Source organism: Duganella sp. SG902, from assembly GCF_013376005.1.
In the GTDB taxonomy this organism is placed as follows: domain Bacteria; phylum Pseudomonadota; class Gammaproteobacteria; order Burkholderiales; family Burkholderiaceae_D; genus Rugamonas.
In genome coordinates this window covers 159579-181599 of the sequence record NZ_JABMJK010000004.1, presented here as the reverse complement: position 1 = coordinate 181599, position 22021 = coordinate 159579, and the positions used below count along the sequence as shown (strand labels likewise).

General features: G+C 65.3%; 20 protein-coding genes. 12 read left to right on the top strand and 8 right to left on the bottom strand.

The window, feature by feature from the left end:
* Window positions 1-34 precede the first annotated feature (34 nt).
* The 3 genes from pilB to FHW83_RS10210 all read left to right on the top strand — a co-directional run bounded on the left by pilB (window position 35) and on the right by FHW83_RS10210 (window position 3736).
* Entirely contained in the window at window positions 35-1774 is a 1740-nt protein-coding gene (gene pilB / locus FHW83_RS10220; RefSeq protein WP_176646255.1) for a type IV-A pilus assembly ATPase PilB, read from the top strand.
* Between the two features lie 10 nt (window positions 1775-1784).
* On the top strand, window positions 1785-3008 hold the full coding sequence (locus tag FHW83_RS10215) for a type II secretion system F family protein (RefSeq protein ID WP_176646254.1): 1224 nt from the start codon (window positions 1785-1787) through the stop codon (window positions 3006-3008).
* A 74-nt stretch (window positions 3009-3082) separates the two neighbouring features.
* Window positions 3083-3736, top strand: coding sequence for a response regulator transcription factor (locus tag FHW83_RS10210; RefSeq protein WP_176646253.1), 654 nt, complete (start codon window positions 3083-3085; stop codon window positions 3734-3736).
* On the opposite strand, the gene FHW83_RS10205 is transcribed toward FHW83_RS10210, so the two are convergent.
* Window positions 3733-4515, bottom strand: a complete 783-nt coding sequence (locus FHW83_RS10205; RefSeq protein ID WP_176646252.1) for a sensor histidine kinase — start codon at window positions 4513-4515, stop codon at window positions 3733-3735. The genes FHW83_RS10210 and FHW83_RS10205 overlap by 4 nt on opposite strands.
* A 155-nt stretch (window positions 4516-4670) precedes the next feature.
* On the opposite strand from FHW83_RS10205, the gene FHW83_RS10200 reads away from it, so the two are divergent.
* The 5 genes from FHW83_RS10200 (at window position 4671) to yacG (ending at window position 7491) form a co-directional block, all read left to right on the top strand.
* On the top strand, window positions 4671-5543 hold the full coding sequence (locus FHW83_RS10200) for an A24 family peptidase (protein ID WP_176646251.1): 873 nt from the start codon (window positions 4671-4673) through the stop codon (window positions 5541-5543).
* Complete coding sequence (gene coaE / locus FHW83_RS10195; protein ID WP_176646250.1) at window positions 5540-6148, top strand: dephospho-CoA kinase; 609 nt, start codon at window positions 5540-5542, stop codon at window positions 6146-6148. The genes FHW83_RS10200 and coaE overlap by 4 nt, the downstream gene beginning before the upstream one ends.
* Before the next feature lie 106 nt (window positions 6149-6254).
* On the top strand, window positions 6255-7010 hold the full coding sequence (gene zapD / locus FHW83_RS10190; protein WP_176646249.1) for a cell division protein ZapD: 756 nt from the start codon (window positions 6255-6257) through the stop codon (window positions 7008-7010).
* Between the two features lie 8 nt (window positions 7011-7018).
* Window positions 7019-7192 carry a DNA gyrase inhibitor YacG gene (locus FHW83_RS10185; RefSeq protein ID WP_176646248.1) on the top strand — a complete coding sequence of 58 codons (174 nt, stop codon included), beginning with the start codon at window positions 7019-7021 and terminating at the stop codon, window positions 7190-7192.
* 179 nt (window positions 7193-7371) lie between these two features.
* Window positions 7372-7491, top strand: coding sequence for a DNA gyrase inhibitor YacG (yacG, locus tag FHW83_RS10180; RefSeq protein WP_176646591.1), 120 nt, complete (start codon window positions 7372-7374; stop codon window positions 7489-7491).
* A gap of 102 nt (window positions 7492-7593) precedes the next feature.
* Here yacG and FHW83_RS10175 read toward each other — a convergent pair whose 3' ends face one another.
* Genes FHW83_RS10175 through argJ form a run of 3 tightly spaced genes read right to left on the bottom strand, consistent with a single transcriptional unit; the run spans window position 7594 to window position 10098 of the window.
* On the bottom strand, window positions 7594-7992 hold the full coding sequence (locus FHW83_RS10175; protein WP_176646247.1) for an NUDIX domain-containing protein: 399 nt from the start codon (window positions 7990-7992) through the stop codon (window positions 7594-7596).
* Window positions 7989-8858, bottom strand: a complete 870-nt coding sequence (locus tag FHW83_RS10170; protein WP_176646246.1) for an ATP-binding protein — start codon at window positions 8856-8858, stop codon at window positions 7989-7991. Before FHW83_RS10170 ends, FHW83_RS10175 begins: the two co-directional genes overlap by 4 nt.
* Window position 8859: 1 nt before the next feature.
* The gene (argJ, locus tag FHW83_RS10165; protein ID WP_176646245.1) at window positions 8860-10098 is read right to left on the bottom strand and encodes a bifunctional glutamate N-acetyltransferase/amino-acid acetyltransferase ArgJ; all 1239 of its coding nucleotides are present in this window, start codon (window positions 10096-10098) and stop codon (window positions 8860-8862) included.
* 307 nt (window positions 10099-10405) lie between these two features.
* Here argJ and FHW83_RS10160 point away from each other — a divergent pair, with 307 nt between their 5' ends.
* From FHW83_RS10160 to FHW83_RS10150, 3 genes are all read left to right on the top strand, one after another.
* Entirely contained in the window at window positions 10406-11623 is a 1218-nt protein-coding gene (locus FHW83_RS10160; protein WP_176646244.1) for a porin, read from the top strand.
* Between the two features lie 15 nt (window positions 11624-11638).
* Window positions 11639-12040, top strand: a complete 402-nt coding sequence (locus tag FHW83_RS10155; RefSeq protein ID WP_176646243.1) for a hypothetical protein — start codon at window positions 11639-11641, stop codon at window positions 12038-12040.
* 74 nt (window positions 12041-12114) lie between these two features.
* The gene (locus FHW83_RS10150; protein WP_373997192.1) at window positions 12115-14103 is read left to right on the top strand and encodes an ATP-binding protein; all 1989 of its coding nucleotides are present in this window, start codon (window positions 12115-12117) and stop codon (window positions 14101-14103) included.
* Here FHW83_RS10150 and FHW83_RS10145 read toward each other — a convergent pair.
* The 3 genes from FHW83_RS10145 to FHW83_RS10135 form a co-directional block, all read right to left on the bottom strand.
* Window positions 14100-15020, bottom strand: a complete 921-nt coding sequence (locus FHW83_RS10145) for an alpha/beta hydrolase (RefSeq protein ID WP_176646241.1) — start codon at window positions 15018-15020, stop codon at window positions 14100-14102. The genes FHW83_RS10150 and FHW83_RS10145 overlap by 4 nt on opposite strands.
* A gap of 14 nt (window positions 15021-15034) precedes the next feature.
* Complete coding sequence (locus FHW83_RS10140; RefSeq protein WP_176646240.1) at window positions 15035-17650, bottom strand: glycoside hydrolase family 3 C-terminal domain-containing protein; 2616 nt, start codon at window positions 17648-17650, stop codon at window positions 15035-15037.
* Window positions 17651-17759: 109 nt separating this feature from the next.
* The gene (locus FHW83_RS10135) at window positions 17760-18227 is read right to left on the bottom strand and encodes an Lrp/AsnC family transcriptional regulator (protein WP_176646239.1); all 468 of its coding nucleotides are present in this window, start codon (window positions 18225-18227) and stop codon (window positions 17760-17762) included.
* A 98-nt stretch (window positions 18228-18325) separates the two neighbouring features.
* Here FHW83_RS10135 and FHW83_RS10130 point away from each other — a divergent pair, with 98 nt between their 5' ends.
* A complete protein-coding gene (locus FHW83_RS10130) occupies window positions 18326-19168 on the top strand; it encodes a DMT family transporter (protein ID WP_176646238.1) in 843 nt (280 codons plus the stop codon).
* Window positions 19169-19207: 39 nt separating this feature from the next.
* Here FHW83_RS10130 and secA read toward each other — a convergent pair whose 3' ends face one another.
* Window positions 19208-21991 (bottom strand): preprotein translocase subunit SecA, encoded by a 2784-nt coding sequence (gene secA / locus FHW83_RS10125; protein ID WP_176646237.1) that lies wholly within the window; start codon window positions 21989-21991, stop codon window positions 19208-19210.
* Between the last annotated feature and the right edge of the window lie 30 nt (window positions 21992-22021).

Genomic DNA, 22021 nt, shown 5'->3' with positions numbered 1-22021 from the left:
TTGATCGCCCTCCTCCAACCTGACAGACGCGACTATGGCAGCAGTCCTACCCAACGCAGCGCCAGGCGCCCCGATGCCGGGGCTGGCGAGGGCTTTGATGCAGGCCGGCCGCCTGTCCGCCGCGCAGGCGGAGAGCCTGCAAAAAAAGTCGGTGGCGGAGAAGCTGGCCTTCATCGATGTGCTGCTGTCCAGCGGCACGATTGAATCGAAGGCGCTGGCCGCCTTCTGCGCCGAGACCTTCGCCTATCCGCTGCTCGACGTCGGCGCCCTCAACATCGAGGCGCTGCCGCCCAAGATCATCGACAACAAGCTGATGCAGACCCAGCGCGTGCTCGCGCTGGCCAAGCGCGGCAACAAGATGTCGGTGGCGATCTCCGACCCCACCAACACGCAGGCGCTGGACCAGATCAAGTTCCAGACCGAGTCCACGGTCGAGCCGGTGATCGTGGCGCACGACGCGCTGCTGCAGTTGCTGGCCCGCCTCAACAAGAGCAGCGAGCAAAGCATCGCCGACCTGGCCGGCGACGAGGCGGACATTCAGTTTGCCGAGGAGGAGGAACCCAGCGCCGCCGCCGTCAACGCAGCCGAGGCCGCCGCCAACGAGGTGGAGGACGCGCCGGTGGTGCGCTTCCTTAACAAGATGCTGATGGACGCCGTCAACATGGGCGCCTCGGACTTGCACTTCGAGCCGTTCGAGAAGTTTTACCGCATCCGCTTCCGCGTCGACGGCGTGCTGATCGAACATGCCCAGCCGCCCATCTCGATCAAGGAGAAGCTGGTCTCGCGCATCAAGGTGCTGGCCAAGCTGGACATCTCGGAAAAGCGCGTGCCGCAGGACGGCCGCATGCGCCTGATCGTCTCGCCCACCAAGACCATCGACCTGCGCATCTCCACCCTGCCCACGCTGTTCGGCGAGAAGACGGTGATGCGTATCCTGGACGCCACCCAGGCGCAGATGGGCATCGACTCGCTCGGCTACGATCCCGACCAGAAGGAGTTGCTGCTGGACGCCATCCAGCGCCCCTACGGCATGGTGCTGGTGACCGGCCCGACCGGTTCCGGCAAGACGGTGTCGCTGTACACCTGCCTGAACATCCTCAACAAGCCCGGCATCAACATCTCCACCGCCGAGGACCCGGCCGAGATCAACCTGCCGGGCGTGAACCAGGTCAACGTCAACGACAAGGCCGGCCTGACCTTCCCGGTGGCGCTCAAGTCCTTCCTGCGCCAGGATCCGGACATCATCATGGTGGGCGAGATCCGCGACCTGGAAACCGCCGACATCGCCATCAAGGCGGCGCAGACCGGCCACATGGTGTTTTCCACGCTGCACACCAACGACGCGCCCTCGACGCTCACGCGCCTGATGAACATGGGCGTGGCGCCGTTCAACATCGCCTCGTCCGTGATCCTGATCACCGCCCAGCGCCTGGCGCGCCGCCTGTGCGCCTGCAAGCAGCCGGTCGACATCGCGCCGGACCTGCTGCTCAAGGCCGGCTTCAAGCCGGAGGAGCTGGACGGCACATGGAAGCCCTACGGCCCGGTCGGCTGCGAGCGCTGCAACGGCGGCGGCTACAAGGGCCGGGTCGGCATTTACCAGATCATGCCGATCACGCCGGCCATCGAAACCCTGATCCTGGCCCACGGCAACGCGATGCAGATCGCCGCCCAGTCCGAGGCGGAGGGCGTGAAGTCGCTGCGCCAGTCGGGGCTGGTCAAGGTCAAGGCGGGCCTGACCAGCCTGGAGGAAGTGCTGGGCTGCACCAACGAATAGGACGGCGATCATGGCAATCTCTCGAAACGCGGGCAACCAGGTCAAGGAATCGGTCTTCGCCTGGGAGGGCAAGGATAAAACCGGCAAGACCGTGCGCGGCGAGCTGCGCGCCGGCGGCGAGGCGGTGGTCAACGTCACCCTGCGCCGCCAGGGCATCATGGTCACCAAGGTCAAGAAGAAGGCCTACCGCTCGGGCAAGAAGGTCACCGACAAGGACATCACCCTGTTCACCCGCCAGCTGGCCACCATGATGAAGGCCGGCGTGCCGCTGCTGCAGTCGTTCGACATCGTCGGCAAGGGCCACGCCAACCCGTCGGTCTCCAAGCTGGTGATGGACTTGCGCGCCGATATCGAGACCGGCACCAGCCTCAACCAGGCGTTCCGCAAGTTCCCGCTGTATTTCGATCCGCTGTTCTGCAACCTGGTCGGCGCCGGCGAGCAGGCCGGCATCCTGGAGGACCTGCTGACCCGGCTGGCCATCTACAAGGAAAAGACGCTGGCCATGAAGGCCAAGATCAAGTCGGCGCTGATGTATCCGGTGTCGATCCTGGCGGTGGCCTTCATCGTCACGGCGGTGATCATGATCTGGGTGGTGCCGGCCTTCAAGGAGGTGTTCACCAGCTTTGGCGCCAACCTGCCGGCGCCCACGCTGTTCGTGATGGCGCTGTCGGAGTTCTTCGTGCAGTGGTGGTATCTGATTTTCGGCAGCCTGTTCGCGTCGATTTATTTCTTCTTCCGCGCCTGGCAGCGCTCGCTGCAAATGCAACGCTTCATGGACCGGCTGCTGCTCAAGCTGCCCGTGTTTGGCGAGGTGATCCGCAAAGCCACGGTGGCGCGCTGGACCCGCACGCTGTCGACCATGTTCGCGGCCGGCGTGCCGCTGGTGGAGTCGCTCGACTCGGTGGGCGGCGCGGCCGGCAACGCGGTCTACCTCGACGCCACGCGCAAGATCCAGACCGAGGTCAGCACCGGCACCAGCCTGACGGTGGCCATGCAGAACGCCGAGGTGTTCCCCAACATGGTCACGCAGATGGTGTCCATCGGCGAGGAGTCCGGCTCGCTGGACGCCATGCTGGGCAAGGTGGCCGATTTCTACGAGGAGGAGGTGGACGAGGCGGTGGCCTCGCTGTCCAGCCTGATGGAGCCGGCCATCATGGTGATCCTCGGCGTGCTGATCGGCGGCCTGGTGGTGGCCATGTACTTGCCGATATTCAAGCTCGGTTCGGTGGTCTAACCCCACGGGGTTATAGCCAGGCTGTCACGCCTGTGGCACTGTCATGCTTTCCATCCCTTTTGGGTGACAACCTTATGGCCCAGCTTCCAATCACCGTGATGACGGCGGACGACCACCCGGTGTTCCGCCAGGGCGTCGCCAGCGTGCTGGCCAGCGACGCCGGCTTCCAGCTGGTGGCGGAAGCGGCAGGCGGCCGCGAGGCGATCGCGCACTACCGCAGCCTGCGTCCCGACCTGGTGCTGATGGACATCCAGATGCCCGACCTCGACGGCGTCGAGGCCACCCAGATCATCCGCAACGAGTACCCGCGGGCCGCCATCGTGGTGCTGACCACCTACGAGGGCGACGCGCTGGTGATGCGCGCCATGAAGGCCGGCGCCGCCGGTTATCTGCTGAAGAGCGCGGCCCGGCGCGAGATGCTGGACACCCTGCGCGCCATCCACGCCGGCCAGCGCCATGTGCCGCCGCTGCTGGTCCGGGCGGTGGCGCGCCAGCTGCCGGGCGACACGCTGACGCCGCGCGAGATCCAGGTGCTGGAACTGGCCGCGCTGGGCAAGAGCAACCGCCTGATCGGCCGCCAGCTGTGCATCGCCGAGGAAACCGTCAAGGTGCACATGAAGAACCTGATGTCCAAGCTGCAGGCCAACGACCGCACCCACGCGGTGCTGATCGCGCTCGGACGCGGCATCATCGGCATGCGCACGCGGCCGCGGCCGCTGGCTGGTTAACCGAGGGTGTCGGTGCGGCCCAGCCACGCCATCAGGCAGTGCCGCCAGCCGCGCGGACGCGGCGCCTGGTAGCAGCTCGCCCCCGGCACCTTGAGGATCACCTCCGTGCCCCGCTCCGGCAGGCTCAGCACCTCCAGCGTGCCGTCCAGGCGGGCGGCGCGCGCGCGCATGGCGGCCAGCCCGTTCGGCGGCCGCGCCATGCCCTTGCCGTCGTCGCGCACATAGACCACGAAATATTCGCAGCCATACACCAGCTCCAGCTCGACGTTGCCGGCCCGCGCGTGCTGGAAGGCGTTGTACAGCGCCTCGCGCGCGAGGCCGTAGATTTCCTCGCCGCTGTCGCCGCTGACCAAGGTGGGCCTGCCGCTGACGACCATGCGGAACGGCGTGTTGAAATTCTCCTGCAGCGACTGGCCGATGGCGGCCAACGCCTGGCTCAGGTTGTCGCCGTACACCACCGGCATGCGCAGCGCCAGGATCTGGTGCCGGCCCTCGGCCAGCACCTCGTCGGCCTGGTCGAGGATGCGCTCGATGGTGACGCGTTCCGGATGGTCCGCCGCCAGCCGGTGGCTGACGCCCTGGAAGCGCAGGATCATGCCCTGCATGCTTTGCAACAGGGTGTCGTGCAGGCTGGCGGCCACGCGCTCCCGCTCGGCCAGCAGGCGCATGCGCGCCTCGTAGCCGCGCCGCAAGCGGCGCACGCAGATCAGAAACGCGGCCAGGAACGCCGCACATGCCAGCAATAGCCCGAGCAGCAGGAATAACGGTGTCGACGACAAGGAGTGCTCCGAGCGGGAATACAGATCAGCCACCTTGCCATTGTTCCAATGTTTTTGCTATCTCCCCGAGGGTATAGGGCATCTGGAAAAAGCGTCCGCAATGTTGCTGTAATGCTTTAATATGGGCCTGTGACGATTAACGATTATTGACGCCCATGCTGCAATCGACCCTGCTGTTCGCCCCCGCCGGCGACCTCGCCATCAGCCTGATTGCGGGCCTGTTCGGGCTGCTGTTCGGCAGTTTCCTGAACGTGGTGATCCACCGCCTGCCGATCATGATGCAGCGCGAGTCGGACAATTATGTCGCTGCCGAAAGCGGCAAGCCGCTCCCGCACACGGAACGCTACAACCTGGTGGTGCCGCGCTCGGCCTGTCCGCACTGCAAGCACCAGATCACGGCCGCCGAAAACATCCCGGTGATCAGCTGGCTGGCGTTGCGCGGCAAGTGCAGCAATTGCAAGGCGCCGATCTCGGCCCGCTATCCGGCGGTGGAACTGCTGACCGGCGCGCTGTCGGCGCTGGTGGTGTGGAAGCTGGGCAGCGGCTGGGCCGGGCTGTCGGCGCTGCTCTTCCTGTACTCGCTGATCGCCATGACCTTCATCGACGCCGACACCCAATTGCTGCCGGACGACCTGACCTTCCCGCTGCTGTGGGCCGGCCTGCTGGTCAACGTCAACGCCACCTTCGTACCGCTGCAGGACGCGGTGATCGGCGCGGCGGCCGGCTACCTGGCGCTGTGGTCGATCTACTGGCTGTTCAAGCTGGCCACCGGCAAGGAGGGCATGGGCTATGGCGACTTCAAGCTGCTGGCCGCGCTGGGCGCGTGGATGGGCTGGGCCATGCTGCCCACCATCATCCTGCTGTCCTCGGTGGTGGGCGCGGTGGTCGGCATCGCCCTGATCGTGTTCGCCAAGCGCGGCCGCAACAACCCGATCCCCTTCGGCCCCTACCTGGCTGCGGCCGGCCTGATCGCCCTGCTGTACGGCGGCCCGCTGTCGGCCTTCACCATGAGCGTGGTCCATCCATGAGCCGGCCACCGTTCGCCATCGGCCTGACCGGCGGCATCGGCAGCGGCAAGAGCACGGTGGCCGACATGTTCGCCGCGCGCGGCGCCACCATCGTCGACACCGACCTGATCGCCCACAGCATGACCGCGCCGCACGGCCCCGCCATGCCGGCCATCCTCAGCGAATTCGGCCCCGAGTTCATCAACGACAGCGGCGCCATGGACCGCGCGCGCATGCGCCAGCTGGTGTTCGCCGACGCCGGCGCCAAGGCGAGGCTGGAAGCCATCCTCCATCCGCGCATCCGCGACGCCGCCCTGGCGGCCGGGGCCGCCGCCAGCGGCGCCTATGTGATCTACGCCGTGCCGCTGTTGATCGAGTCCGGAACGTGGCGTGCACGGGTCACGCGCCTGTTGGCGGTAGACTGTCCGGAAGAAGTGCAAATCGCCCGCGTGATGGCGCGTAACAATTTGCCGGAGGCGCAGGTGCGCGCCATCATGGCGGCCCAGGTGAGCCGGGCCGAACGGCTGGCGGCGGCCGACGACGTCATTGTCAATAATGCAGGAATCGACGCTCTGGAGGCGCAAGTCGCCCGTTTGCACGCTTTATATCTGCAAATTCGCTGGTAATTTGGCGCGGAACGGCAATAATGCCTTCGCAACGTTTGTAATTTTGCTTGGCTTGCTTCAAAATCACGAGAATTCTTTGCAGGTCCATCTATAGAGGGATGTTATTTTGATCGTCTACGAATATCCTTTCAACGAGCGCATACGCACGTTGTTGCGCCTGGAGGATTTGTACGAGAAATTCAAGTTCTTTGTGCATCAAGAACATCCGATGCAGCATCACGTCGCGCTGGCCACCATCTTCGACATGCTGGAAGTCGCCGGCCGCGCCGACCTCAAATCCGACCTGCTGCAAGAACTGGAGCGCCAGCGCCAGACGCTGCTGGGCTACCGCATGAACCCCAATGTCCAGGCTGAAACGCTGGACGCTATTCTCAACGAAGTCGACGGCGTCAGCAGCGCCTTGGTGGCCGCGCAAGGCAAGACCGGCCAGAACGTGCGCGACAACGAATGGCTGATGAGCATCCGCGGCCGCACCATCATTCCGGGCGGCGCCTGCGAGTTTGATTTGCCGTCCTACTACGCCTGGCAGCAGCGTCCGGCCGAGCAGCGCTTCAACGACATCATCACCTGGTTCGCGCCGCTGGCGCCGCTGTTCGATGCGCTGGGCCTGGTGCTGCGGCTGCTGCGCGACTCGGGCGGCCCGGTCAAGATGATCGCGGTGGCCGGCAGCTATCAGCAGATGTTGCAGGGGAAGGTGTATCAGATGCTGCGCCTGACGCTGGATGAGTCGCAGGGGGCGATTCCGGAGATTTCGGCCAACAAGTACATGCTGTGGGTGCGCTTCACCTCGCAGGGCGGCGACCTGAAACCCAAGCCGCTGGAAGATGATGTACCATTCGAGCTTACCCTCTGTAACTTCTGAAGATTCAAATGGTCACTGTTGTTGAATGTCCGACCTGCTCCGCCAAGGTGGAGTGGAAGCCGGAAAACAAGTTCCGCCCGTTCTGCTCGGAGCGCTGCAAGAAAATCGACCTGGGCGCCTGGGCCGAGGAAAAATACGTCATCCCGGTAGCGCCGCCCAAGGACGCCCACGACGAGGAATAGCACGTCGTCCCGGCGCAGGCCGGGACCCATGGAACGCTTGCGCTAACGCAGCGCATATTCAGCATGGATTCCGGCCTTCGCCGGAATGACGGTGTCGGCTGATCAGGCGTGGCGGACTTGCTCCAGCCACTCCAGCAACGGTATCGTGGCCGGCAGCAGCGGCTCCCCCCCACCGACCCCTGCCAAGCGAACGCCTGCCCCCTCCGGAACGCTGCAAGAAAATCGACCTGGGCGCCTGGGCGGAAGAGAAATACGTCATCCCCGTGGTGGCGCCCAAGGACGCGCACGACGAGGAGTAGCACGTCGTCCCGGCGCAGGCCGGGACCCATGGAACGCTCGCGCTAACACAGCGCGTATTCAGCATGGATTCCGGCCTTCGCCGGAATGACGATGTCGGCTGATCAGGCGTGGCGGACTTGCTCCAGCCACTCCAGCAACGGTATCGTGGCCGGCAGCAGCGGCTCCACGCCTACCGTCCCCTGCCACGCGAACGCCTGCCCCTCCAGGCTCTGCGGCTCGCCGCTCCAGTCGCGGCTGATGAAGAAATGCAGCCGCACATGCGCGTGCGGATACACGTACTCCACGCCACACCACTCTTCCGCGCTGTGGATGGTCAGGCCCAACTCCTCCACAAACTCGCGCTTCAAGGCTTCCAGGATGGTCTCGCCAGGATCGACTTTACCACCCGGGAATTCCCAGTAACCTTCATACGGCTTGCCGGCCGGGCGCTGGCCCAGCAGCAGGTCGCCGTTCGGCTTGATCAGCACGCCGACCGCCACATCCACAGGCTTCTGGGTCATACCAGCTTCCCCGCATAGTCCTTGGCGAACTGCCACGCCACCCGGCCCGAACGCGAACCGCGCTGCAAGGCCCAGCGCAGGGCATCGCCGCGCGCGTCCGCAATCTGCTGCTCGCTGCAGCCCAGCGACGACAGCCAGTGGCCGACAATCGCCAGGTAATCATCCTGCTTGAACGGGTAAAAAGTCAGCCACAGGCCAAAGCGCTCGGACAGCGAAATCTTCTCTTCCACCGTCTCGCCCGGATGCAGGTCGCCATCCTCGTCATGCTTGTAGCTCATGTTGTCGGACATGCGTTCCGGCAGCAGGTGGCGGCGGTTCGAGGTCGCGTAGATCAGCACATTGTCGGACTGCGCCGAAATGCTGCCATCCAGCGCCACCTTCAGCGCCTTGTAGCCGCTCTCGCCTTCCTCAAACGACAGGTCGTCGCAGAAGATGATGAAGCGCTCCGGCCGCTCGGCCACCAGGTCGACGATATCGGGCAGCTCGGCCAGATCCGACTTGTCCACCTCGATCAAACGCAGACCGTCCCTGGCAAACTGGTTCAGGCACGCCTTGATCAACGACGACTTGCCGGTGCCGCGCGCGCCGGTCAGCAGCACGTTGTTGGCCGGCTTGCCCGCCACGAACTGGCGCGTGTTCTGCTCGATCTGCTCTTTCTGCGGGGCGATATGCTGCAAGTCGTCCAGCGCGATGTTCGACACATGCGCCACCGCCTGCAGATAGCTCGGGCCGTTGGCGCGCTTGCGCCAACGGAACGCGAAGCCGCGATCCCACTCGGTCCGCGGCGCGGCCGGCGGCAGGATGGCCTCCACGCGCGCCAGCAGCGCCTCGGCGCGCGCGAGGAATTGTTCGAGGGCCGCCGACATCTTACGAGCGGTAGTCGGCGTTGATCGACACGTAATCGTGCGACAGGTCGCAGGTGTACACGGTGGCAGCGGCGGTGCCGCGCGCCAGTTTCACGCGCACCACGATCTCGCTCTTCTGCATCACGCGCTGGCCGTCCTCTTCCTTGTAGTCCGGATTGCGGCCGCCGTTCTTGGCCACCCACACGTCGTCGAGGTACAGGTTCAGTTTCGACACGTCCAGATCGTCGACGCCGGCGTAGCCGATCGCGGCCAGAATGCGGCCCAGGTTGGGGTCGGACGCGAAGAAGGCGGTCTTCACCAGCGGCGAGTGGCCGATCGAGTAGGCGATCTTGCGGCACTCTTCCACGCTGGCGCCCTCTTCCACGATGATGCTCATGAACTTGGTGGCGCCCTCGCCATCGCGCACGATGGCTTGCGCCAGGAACAGCGACAGTTCGGTCACGGCGTCGCGCAGCTGCGCGTATTCCGGCTGTTCGACCGAGGTGATTTCCAGCGAACCGGCGCCGGTGGCGATCAGCATGAAGGAATCGTTGGTCGAGGTGTCGCCGTCGATGGTGATGCAGTTGAACGAATGGTTGGCGGCGTGCTTGACCAGCTGGTCCAGCACCGGCTGCGCCACCTTGGCGTCCAGCGCCAGATAGCCCAGCATGGTCGCCATGTTCGGCTTGATCATGCCGGCGCCCTTCGAGATGCCGGTCATGGTCACCGCGTGGCCGCCGATGGTGACGGTGCGCGAGCCGGCTTTCGGCTGGGTGTCGGTGGTCATGATGGCTTCGGCGGCGTTGTACCAGTTGTCGGCCTTGAGGCCGGCGATGGCTTGCGGCAGGCCGGCGATCACTTTGGCGGCCGGCAGCGGCTCCAGGATCACGCCGGTCGAGAACGGCAGGATCTGCGCCGCGTCCACGCCCAGCTGCGCGGCCAGCGCCACGCAGGTTTCATTGGCCAGCGACAGGCCCAGCTCGCCGGTGCCGGCGTTGGCGTTGCCGGTGTTGACCAGCAGCGCGGCGATCGGCTTGCCGCTGGTCCTGGCGGCTTCCAGATGGGCCTTGGCGATCTGCACCGGCGCGGCGCAGAAGCGGTTCAGCGTGAACACGCCGGCCACCGTGGCGGTCGGCGCCAGCTTCATCACCAGCACATCCTTGCGATTCGGCTTCTTGATGCCGGCTTCGGCAAAGCCGATCTCGACGCCGGCGACAGGCTTCAGTTCGGAGGCAATGGGCAGGGGGGAATTGACGGCCATATTCGTGATCTCGTGGGTGGAAAAGGGAGCCGCTATTGTAATGCCTCGCGACCACGAGCGCGCGGCTGACAGAACAGCAAATTTATTAAAAATTTACTGGAGAGATATCGTACAACCTACTGTTTTTGCGGGATTTTTTGTATAAAAACCACAAATATTAGTACAGTCGTTCGGTTTAGCGTTTTTTCTATTCCATGCTCTCAGGAAATTAGTCTACAGTCGCACCTGAATGCCCTACCCCCGCATTGGCAAGACCTCACACCGACGGCCACGCCGTCACACGACAATAACTCCAAGGATTGAACACATGAAAAAGCAACTGTTAGTCGCTGCCGTCATCGCCGCCACCGCCGCCCTGCGGGCGCAAGCTGGCGCGCTCGACGATGGCAACCTGAGCATCAGTGGTTTCGGCACGCTGGGCGTGGCCAAGAGCAATACCGATGAAGTCAAGTTCGCGCGTTACAATCAAGCCGACGGCGTGGGCGACAGCGCCCGCCTCGGCCTCGACACCAACCTCGGCCTGCAAGCCACCTACAAGATCAACGACTGGCTGTCCGGCACCGCGCAGGTGCTGACCCGCAAGGCCACCGAGCGCACCTTCACCACCGACCTGACCTGGGCCTTCCTGAAAGCCCGCATCAACGATGAAGTCTCGGTGCGCGTGGGCCGCGTGGTGGTGCCGACCTTCCTGATCTCCGACTACCAGAACGTCGGCTACGCCAACACCATGATGCGTCCGCCGATCGAGATGTACGGCCAGGCCCCGATCGAGAACTCGGACGGCGCCGACATCAACTACCAGCACGCCATCGGCGACCTGAACGTGACCGCGCAAGCGTTCGCCGGCGTCAGCCGCGGCAAGCTGTTCGTGTCCTCCGGCGCCGGCTCGACCGCCACCTACCGCGCGCCGGCCGCCGGCTTCAGCGTGGCCGGCGAATACGGCCCCTTCCTGCTGCGCTTCGCCCACGCGCGCGCCGACATGAAGATCAACGACATCCAGCCGATCAACGCGCTGACCACCACCCTGGCCGGCGCCGGCTTCAGCCAGCTGGCCGCCGACATCACCTTCAAGACCGGCAAGAAGATCGCCTTCACCTCGATCGGCGGCACCATGGACTGGAACAACGTCGTCGGCCAGGCCGAGTACGCCCAGCGCCGCGCCAAGGAGACGGTCTACCTGCCGGACACCAACGCCTGGTACGCCATGCTCGGCTACCGCTTCGGCAAGGTGCTGCCGTACTACGCGCACGCCTCGGCCAAGGGCGCCGGCAGCTCGGTCACCCCGCCGGCCGCGCTGGCCAAGGTGCCGCCGCTGAACGCCGCCGTCACCGGCCTGCTGGCCTCCGCCGAGCAGACCTCCGACATCGTCGGCGTGCGCTGGGACTTCGCCAAGCAACTGGCGCTGAAAGTCCAGGTGGACCGCGTCAAGCCGGGCGCCAAGTCGGGCCTGCTCATCAACGTGCCGGCCGCCGGCTACAACAAGAACGTCAACGTGGTCGCCGCCGGCCTGGACTTCGTATTCTGATCGGGAGACTACAAAATGAACAAGGTATTGAGCGCTCTCGTGCTGGCCGCGCTGGCCGCGCAAGCTTCGGCGGCGGAAATCGTCGTCATCGTCAGCAAGCAGAACCCGGCCACCCGCATGTTCTCGGAACAAGCCTCGCAATTCTTCCTCGGCAAGTCCAACCTGTTCACGCCGGTGGACCAGGCCGACGGCTCGGCCATCCGCAACGAGTTCTACCAGAAGGTGGCGGACAAGGACGCGGCGCAGGTAAAGGCCCTGTGGTCCAAGCTGGTGTTCACCGGCAAGGCCACGCCGCCGAAGGAGTATTCGAACAGCGCCGAGGTGAAGAAAGCAGTTGCTGCCGATCCGAAAGCAATCGGGTATATTGATAAAGCGGCGGTTGACGATACGGTGAAAGTGATCCTGACCCTGCCTTAACCCAGGTCGCCCTGCCAGCCCGCCGCGTCCTCCGCGCGGCGGGCGCGTGCGCTCCTGGCCCCGCCATACAAGGAGTGAACGTCTTGAGTCTTTCGTTACGCGCGCAGTTCCTGATGCTCAGCGCCGTCATCCAGGCGCTGGTGGTCGGGGTGCTGATCTGGAACAGCCAGCGCCTGATGAACCACGCGGTGAACACCAACGCCGAACGGGTCGCGCAGGAATACGCGGTGACGCTCAACCTCTCCCTCAGTCCCTACGCCGTGCGCGGGCGCCTGCCCGAGCTGAACAGCTATCTGGCCGAAATGCTGTCCGATCCGGACGACAGCTTCCTGCGCTACATCACCATCCTCGACGAACACGAACAACCGATCATCGCCGCCGGCAAGCGCGAGGCGCCATTGCCCGCGATCCTGCGCCAGGGCGGCGGCGCCAGCTTCAAGGGCGTGCGCACCCTGATCAGCGACACCACCCTGCACGCGCGCTCGCCGCTGCTGCTCAAGGACAACCGCATCGGCAGCATCAACTTCGGCCTCAGCACCAGGGATTTGCAACAGGCGCGCGACGAGGTGCTGATTCAGGGCGGGCTGATCTCGCTGATCGGCTTCGCGGTCGGCATGCTGATGTTCTACGTCTTCACGCAAGGCATAGGCCGCCGGCTGGCGGCGCTGACCGGCGATTCGCAGCAGATCGCCCAGGGCGACTACAGCAAGGCGCTGCCGGTGCATGGTGACGACGAGATCGCCGTATTCACGCGCACCCTGAACGCCATCAGCGCGGCCCTGCGCGAGCGCATCGCGCAGCTGGAGCACTCGCAGCGGCGCCTGTCGGAATCGGAGGCGCGCTTCAAGACCCTGTTCGACATGGCGCCGCTGCCGCTGACCGTGTCCGACCGCGACGGCCGCATCATGGCCGCCAACCGCGCGCTGGTGCAGACCTTCGGCCCCGCCGCCACCGAGCTGGTGGGCAAGCGCAGCGACGAGGTGACGTTCTGGGCCAGCCCGATCGAACGCGAACGCATCTGGCAGATGTACCGCGACCAGGGCGCCGTGCATGGCGCCATCGCCGGCGTGCTGCTGCCGGACGGCAGCGTCGGCAGCGTGGCGATCTGGTCGTCCTCGCTGACGCTGGACGGCAACGGCGCCATCATCTGGGCGCTGCTGGACCTGACCGAGGAGCTGAACGCCAAGCGCGAACTGAAGGACCTCAACATCTCGCTGGAAAGCCGGGTGCGCGAACGCTCGGCCGCGCTGGAACGCGCCAACGCCGACCTGAGCGCGGCGCTGCAAACGCTGCAGCACACGCAGGACGAACTGCTGGCGTCGGAAAAAATGGCGTCTTTGGGCTCGCTGGTGGCCGGCATCGCGCACGAGCTGAACACGCCGATCGGCAACAGCCTGCTGGCCTCCACCGCGCTGCGCGACCGCGTGCAGGAATTTGAAGCCCACGTGGCCGCCGGCGCGCTGCGCCGTTCCGAGCTGACCGCCCACCTGGAGGAGGTGCGCCTGGCCAGCGAGCTGATCTCCGGCTCGCTGCACAAGGCGGCCGAGCTGATCTCATCGTTCAAGCAGATCGCGGTCGACCAGACCAACGACCAGCGGCGCAGCTTCGACCTGCTGGCGGCGGTGCAGGATACCATCGCCACCTACATGCCGCGCCTGCGCCGCGCGCCATGCGAGGTGGTGCTGCAAATCCCGGAAGGCATGGTGTTCGATTCCTATCCGGGCGCGCTATACCAGATCCTGAACAACCTGATCAACAACGCCCTCAACCACGCGTTTGAAAGCGGCGGCGGCACCATCACCGTGCGCGCCGAGGCGGTGGAGGACGACATCGTCGAACTGGTGTTCACCGACAACGGCCGCGGCATGTCCGAGGATGTGCTCAAGCGCGTGTTCGATCCCTTCTTCACCACCAAGATGGGCCAGGGCGGCACCGGGCTCGGCATGAACATCGTCTACAACATCGTGACCGGCATCCTGGGCGGACGCATCAGCATCGATTCGGCGCCCGGCGTCGGCACCGCTGTGCGCATGCTGCTGCCGCGCACCGCGCCGCAACGTTAGTTCTTGCGCGCCAGGTAGCCGTGCATGGCCAGCCAGCGCGTGCAGGCGTCGAACCAGCCGGTGCTGGTGGTGGTCTTCGGATACATGCCGAAGCCGTGGCCGCCCTGCTCGAACAAGTGGAACTCCACCGGCCGCTTGGCGGCGCGCCAGCTGTCGATCAGGCCATAGCCGCCGCTGCCGAAGAATGGATCGTCGGCGGCCAGCGCCACGAACAGCGGCGGCGCGTCAGGCGGAGGTGTCATGCCGGCCAGCGGGCCGTAGATGTTGGCGATGAAGGCCGGCCTGGCGTCCTGCCCATGCAGCGTGGTGGCCATGGTCAGCATGGCGCCGGCCGAAAAGCCGATCATGCCGATGCGGTCCGGGTCCACACGCCATTCTTGCGCACGCGCCCGCACCAGCGCGAAGGCGGCACGGGCATCGGCGATTTGCGGCGCGAACGTGACCGCCGGGTCTTGCTGGCCCGCCGTGTTGGCCACGCGCGGGCCAGCGGAGAACAGCTTGGTCATCTCGCGGTTGAAGCCCTCCATGTCGGCCGGCGTTTGCACCAGCCGGTATTTCAGCACGAAGGCCGCCACGCCCTGTTTGGCGAGCGCGGTGGCCACGTCCCAGCCCTCGTTGTTCATCGACAACGTGCGGAAGCCACCGCCGGGCGCGACGATCACCGCCGCGCCGCTGCCCTTGCCGGCCTCCGGCAGGAAGGGTGTCAGCGTGGCCACCGTGACATTGCGCGCGAACATGCTGCCGTATTGACGATGCCAGCTTTCCGCCACGCTGGCGCCCGGCAGCGGGCCGGTGTTCAGCGTGATGGCGTTGGGTTGCGCCGGCGCCGCGATCGGCGTCATCTTGTCATCCTGCGCCATCGCTGGCGCCGCCAGCGCGCCGGCCAGCGCCAGAATGGTTGCGATCTTCTTCATCATGGTCCGTCTCCTTTTTATTTATCGAGTACCACCGCGTGGTTCAGCACCAGCGCGACCTCCTGCCCCGCCACGCCGGCCGCCGGTTGTCCCGAGCCGACGTGCAGCTTGTACTGGCCGGGCATCAATTGCCGCGTGCCGTCGCGCGTGACGAAGCTGAGGTCGCGCGGCGACAGGCGGAAACTGATCTGGCGGCGCTCGCCCGGCTTCAGCGACACGCGCTGGAAGCCGCGCAGCGCCAGCCTGGGCGCGCCCTCGAAGCCCGGCGGTGTCAGGTAGAGCTGCGCCACCTCGTCGCCGGCGCGCTGGCCGGTGTTGCGGATCTCGGTGGTGACCAGCACGCCGTTCTCGGCCGCGCCATCCACCGGCGTGACCCGCAGGGGCTGATAACTGAAGCTCGTGTAGCTGAGGCCGGCGCCGAAGGCGTACACCGGCGTGCCCGCGTAATAGCGGTAGGTGCGGCCCTGCATGGCGTAGTTGTCGAACGGCGGCAGGTCGTCGAGGTTGCGGTAGAAAGTCAGCGGCAAGCGCCCGCCCGGATCGGCGCGGCCGGTCAGCACGTTGGCCACGGCCAGGCCGCCGGACTGGCCCGGATACCACGCTTCCAGGATGGCGGCGGCGTTGTCCTTGGCCCACGACAGGTCGATCGCGCTGCCGTTCATCAGCACCACCACCAGCGGCTTGCCCAGCGCCTTGGCTTGCGCCAGCAGCCGGCGCTGGCCGGCCGGCAGGTCGAGCGAGGTCTTGTCACCGCCCGAAAAGCCTTCGACCTTGAGCGCCATTTCCTCGCCTTCGAGGTCGGAGGTCAGCCCCACCACGGCGACGATCACGTCGGCGTCGGCCGTGCCGGCTTTCAGGTCGGCTTCGGCGTCGTCCGAAATGCGTTTCCAGAACAGGCCCGGCACGCCGCTGCCGCCGCCGGTTTCGGTATGGAACCGCAGCGGATAGCGCTGGCCCTTCTCCAGCTTTACCTCGCGCAACTGCAATGGTTCGGCCCATTGCGAATAGACGGTGGCTTCCACGGCCGGCTTGCCGTCCACCGTCAGCGTGCCCTTGACGCCGCTGACGCCGAGGCGATAGGTGCCAGTCTCCGGCGCCACCAGGTAGCCGCTCCATTGCACCTTGTGCTGATCGGCCACCGCCTTGATCTGCAGCGCGTGCGATTCCAGCCCCGGCTCGACGCGGGTGGCGGCCGGCGCCTGGTCATACTGGCCGTCCTTGCGGTTGAAGTATTCGACGCGCAAGCCCGGCTTGCCGTCCGGCGTGCGCAGCGCCGAGGCGGGCACGGGATCGCCATCGGTGATCGAGGCGCCGGCCGGCACCAGCTTGATCTGTGCCTTCGGCAGCACGCGTCGCAAGCCTTCCACCACCGACACCGGCGGCGCCGATTGCGTCGACGAATAATTCCCGCGCAGCACGCGCGTGGCGTCGCCCAGCGGACCGATCACCGCCAGCTTGAGGCCGGGCTTGAGCGGCAGCACGCCATCGTTCTTCAACAGTACCAGGCTTTTGGTGGCCGCCTCCAGCGCCAGCTCCTGATGCGCGGGCGTGTTGATGGCGCTGACCGGCACCGGCTTGCCGCCCGCGCGTTGTGGCAAGCCGGCCAGGTCGCCGTTGCGGTAGCGCGCCGAGAACAGGCGCACCAGCGCCTGGTCGATGTCGGCCATGCTGATCAAGCCGCGCTGCCACGCTTCGCGGTAGCGCGCGCCGAGGTTGGGCGTGTCGCCCAGTGTCTTGGTGTTGCACTCGTTGTCGGTGCCGGCCTTGAGCGCCACCGCCACGGCGGCGGCCGGGTCGGTCGCGTACTTGTGCTGCTCGGAGATATCGGTGACGGCGTCGCAGTCGGACACCACGTAACCCTTGAAGCCCCACGCGCCGCGCAGGTGCTGCTTCATCAGCAAATCGCTGCCGCAGGCCGGCTGGCCGTTGATGCGGTTGTAGGCGCACATGATGGAGCCGGCCTTGGCGTCCACGATGGCGGCGCGGAACGCCGGCAGGTAGGTGTCCTCCAGGTCATGGGCCGAGACGGTGACGTCGGCGAAGTGACGCGTCGACTCCGGCCCGCTGTGCACCGCGAAATGCTTGGGCGTGGCGATCACGTCCGGCAGGTCCGGATTGGCGCCCTGCATGCCTTGAATGAAGGCCACGCCCAGTTCCGCCGCCAGCTTCGGATCTTCGCCGTACGTCTCCTGCCCGCGTCCCCAGCGCGGATCGCGGAAGATGTTGATATTGGGCGACCATGTGTTGAGGCCGGTTCCGATGCGACCAAGGTGGCCGGTCTCGCGGCCCAGCGTGTGCAGCGCGCGCACCTCGACGCTGATGGCGGCCGCCACCTGCCGCACCAGCGGCGCATCGAAGCTGGCGGCCAGGCCGATGGGCTCCGGGAAGTTGGTGGTCGGCAGCGGGCCAAGCGCGCCGTGCAGCGACTCTGTCCACCAGTTGTACGCGGGGACGGCAAGACGCGGAATCGCCGGCGCTACGTTCAACAGCTGGTCGATCTTCTCGTCCATCGTCATTTGCGTGACGAGCTTGCGGGCCAGCGCGTCGGCATCGGCACGCGGATCGGCGTGCGCCAGCAACGGCATCAGCGCGGCCAGCAGCCATACGCCGCGCGTGGTTTTATGGTTCGCCATGTTAGTCTCCATGTTAGCGATATTAAAATTGTTTGCGCTAACATTACTCTCGGACTTACATGAAAACCAATAACTTTTTCAGCTGAATCGATATCGAATTTGATATCGGTTAGGACAGGCCAAGCGGCACATGCAGGCCCACTTTCACACAGCTTAGCGCTACCGACGTGCGGTAGCGGCGCACGTTCGGATCGTCGCCAAACAGGCGCGCCGTCAGCGCCTCGAAATCCGCCATGGTGGCGGCGGTGACGATCAACAGGAAGTCCGCTTCGCCGGTGATCATGTAGCACTGCTGCACCGCCGGCTCGGCCTTGATGCGTTCGCGCAGGCCGATGCTGCGGTCCGGATGATCCTCGTGCAAATGCACTTCCACGGTCAGGGTCAAGGGCCGCCCCAGCATGCTGGCGTCCAGCACGGCCATCTCGCCTCGTATCACGCCGGACTCCCGCAAGCGCTGGATGCGCCGCTGCACCGCCGGCGCCGACAAATGCACGCGCCGCGCGATCTCGCGCTGCGACGTGGTGTTGTCGCGCTGGAGCATGTCGAGGATCGCCAAGTCAAAGTGATCGAGATTCATAGTGAGTGAAAGTTGCGTGAGCGTGGCAAAAATCGAGTCCAAATAACCGCATCCACACAATAAACTCTCACCACCTTGAATTCAACCAGCATTTCATCATGACCACCACACGCGGCGCTTTTATTCCCTTCCTCGCCATTTTGGGCGCTGTCACCTGTCTGGGCATCGGCACGTCGTGGGCCAAGCACACCCTTTTCCCGCTGGTGGGTGCGGAAGGAACGACGGCGGTGCGGGTTGGATTTTCCGCCTTGCTACTGCTGCTGTGCCGGCCTTGGCGCCACCGCCTGACGCGCGCCGACGCGGGCACGGTGGCCTTGTACGGACTGGCGCTCGGCGCGATGAACCTGTGCTTCTATCTGGCCTTGCGCACGATACCGTTCGGGATCGCGGTGGCGATTGAGTTTGCCGGGCCGCTGACCGTGGCGCTGCTATCGTCGCGCCGCGCGATCGACTTCCTGTGGGTGGCGCTGGCCGCGTCCGGCCTCGGTTTGATGCTGCCGCTGGTACCGGGCGCGGGAGCGCTCGATCCGATAGGCCTGATGTATGCGGTGGTCGCCGCCGTTTGCTGGGGAACCTATATCGTCTTCGGCAAGCGCACCAGCCATTTGCCAAGCGCGCTGTCGGTGCCGCTGGGCCTGATGGTGGCGGCCATGCTGGTGGTGCCGGTCGGCGTGGCGCAGGCGGGGAGCGCGTTGCTGTCGCCATACGTGCTGGTGACCGGCATCGGCGTGGCGCTGCTGTCCAGCGCCATTCCCATCTCGCTGGAGATGGTGGCGCTCAAACGTTTGTCGCCGCAATCGTTCGGCATCATGATCAGCCTGGAACCCGTCGTGGCCGCCCTGCTCGCTCTGATGCTGCTGGACGAACATCTGAGCGCGCCGCAGTGGCTGGCGATCGCGCTGATCATCGCGGCCTCGATGGGCAGCGCCCGACGCGGCTGAGCCGCGAAAAAAAAACGGAGCCCGAGGCTCCGTCTTGTGTTACGCCAGCTTGCCGTGGCAGGCCTTGTACTTCTTGCCGCTGCCGCATGGGCATGGATCGTTGCGGCCGACTTTCAGGCCCAGCTCCATCAGCTGCTCGCCCGTGAGGTTGGCCAGTTCCGGCGGCAGGCCGCTGAATTGCGGCGGCGCCAGCAGGTCTTCCGGTGCGGCGTTCGGGTTGAAGTCGGCGTGCTGGTAGCTGACGTTTTCCACGTGCGACTGCTGCAGCGCCGCTTCCGCCGCGTCGATCTCTTCACGCGACTGGATGCGCACGGTCATGATCAGCTTGACGACTTCGTTCTTGATCATGTCCAGCATCTGGCCGAACAGTTCGAACGCCTCGCGCTTGTATTCCTGCTTCGGATTCTTCTGCGCGTAGCCGCGCAGGTGGATGCCCTGACGCAGGTGGTCCAGCGCCGCCAGGTGCTCGCGCCAGTGCGAGTCCACCGATTGCAGCATGACGTTGCGCTCGAAGCCGCCAAACGCTTCCTTGCCGACGATGTCGACTTTCGACTTGTACAGCGCGTCGGCCGCGGCCAGCACGCGTTCCAGGATTTCCTCGTCGTTCAGGTCCGGCTCTTTTTCCAGCATGGCGCTGAGCGGCACGTCGATCTGCCACTCGGCGGCCAGCGCGGCTTCCAGGCCCTTGATGTTCCACTGTTCTTCCACCGATTCGGCCGGCACGTATTCGCGCACCAGGTCGGTGAAGGCGCCGTGGCGCAGCGACTCGATCAGTTCCGAGATATCGGTCGCTTCCAGCAGCTCGTTACGCTGCTGGTAGATGACCTTACGCTGGTCGTTGGCGACGTCGTCGTATTCCAGCAGCTGCTTGCGGATGTCGAAGTTGCGCGCCTCGACCTTGCGCTGCGCCGACTCGATCGAGCGCGACACGATGCCCGCTTCGATCGGTTCGCCTTCCGGCATTTTCAGGCGGTCCATCACGGCGCGCACGCGGTCGCCGGCGAAGATGCGCAGCAGCGGATCGTCCAGCGACAGGAAGAAGCGCGACATGCCCGGGTCACCCTGGCGCGCGGCGCGGCCACGCAGCTGGTTGTCCACGCGGCGCGATTCGTGGCGCTCGGTGCCGACGATGTGCAGGCCGCCGGCGGCCACCACTTGCTCGTGCAGCGCCTGCCAGCCGTCGCGCAGCGCCTTGGCCTGCTTGGCCTTTTCCTCGTCGCTCAGGTCCGGATTGGCTTCGATGAACTGGATTTGTTTTTCCACGTTACCGCCCAACACGATGTCGGTACCGCGACCGGCCATGTTGGTGGCGATGGTGATGGCTTTCGGCGAACCGGCCTGGGCGATGATTTCCGCCTCGCGCGCGTGCTGTTTCGCGTTCAGCACGTTGTGCGGCAGGCCGGCCTTGGTCAGGATGCCCGACAGCAGCTCGGAGTTCTCAATCGAGGTGGTACCCACCAGCACCGGCTGGCCGCGCTCGTAGCACTCGCGGATCTCCAGCATCATGGCGTTGTACTTTTCCTGCGCCGACTTGTACACCTGGTCCTGGCGGTCCTTGCGCTGCGATGGACGGTTCGGCGGGATCACCACGGTTTCCAGACCGTAGATTTCCTGGAATTCGTAGGCTTCGGTATCGGCCGTGCCGGTCATGCCGGCCAGCTTGGAGTACATGCGGAAGTAGTTCTGGAAGGTGATCGAGGCCAGCGTCTGGTTCTCGTTCTGGATCTTCACGCCCTCTTTCGCCTCGACCGCCTGGTGCAGGCCGTCCGACCAGCGGCGGCCCGTCATCAGGCGGCCGGTGAATTCGTCGACGATCACCACTTCATTGTTCTGCACCACGTAGTGCTGATCCTTGAAGTACAGCGCGTGCGCGCGCAGCGCCGCGTACAGGTGGTGCACCAGCGTGATGTTAGCCGAGTCGTACAGCGAGGCGCCTTCCGGCAGCAGGCCCATCTTGGTCAGGATGGCCTCGGCTTTCTCGTGGCCGGCCTCGGTCAGCAGCACCTGGTGCGATTTCTCGTCCTTGGTGTAGTCGCCCGGCACTTCGATCTTGCCCTTGCCGTCCGAGGTTTCCTCGCCGATCTGCAGCGTCAGCAGGCGGGGCACTTCGTTGATCTTGTAGTACAGGTCGGTGTGGTTCTCGGCCTGGCCGGAGATGATCAGCGGGGTGCGGGCTTCGTCGATCAGGATCGAGTCGACTTCATCGACGATACCGAAGTTCAGCACGCGCTGCACGCGGTCCTTGGCGTCGAACACCATGTTGTCGCGCAGGTAGTCGAAGCCGAATTCGTTGTTGGTGCCGTAGGTGATGTCCGAGGCGTAGGCCTGCTGCTTGTCGGCGTGCGGCATCTGCGACAGGTTGATGCCGGTGCTCAGGCCCAGCCAGCCGTACAGCTTGGACATGGTCTCGGCGTCGCGCTGGGCCAGGTAGTCGTTGACCGTGACGATGTGCACGCCCTTGCCCGACAGCGCGTTCAGGTAGGCCGGCAGGGTCGCGGTCAGGGTTTTGCCCTCGCCGGTGCCCATTTCAGCGATTTTGCCGTAGTGCAGAACCATGCCGCCGATCAGCTGGACGTCGAAGTGGCGCATCTTCATGACGCGCTTCGAGGCTTCACGGCAGACCGCGAACGCTTCCGGCAGGATCTGATCCAGGGTCTCGCCATTGGCGATGCGTTCCTTGAAAGCCGGGGTCTTGGCTTGCAGCTCGGCATCCGACAGTTTTTCCATGGCCGGTTCGAGCGCATTGATCTCGCGTACCGTTTTTTGGTATTGCTTGAGCAGGCGCTGATTGCGGCTGCCGAAAATCTTGGTCAGAAAAGACATGCTTAATATGGCCGTTAAAGGGTTCGACTA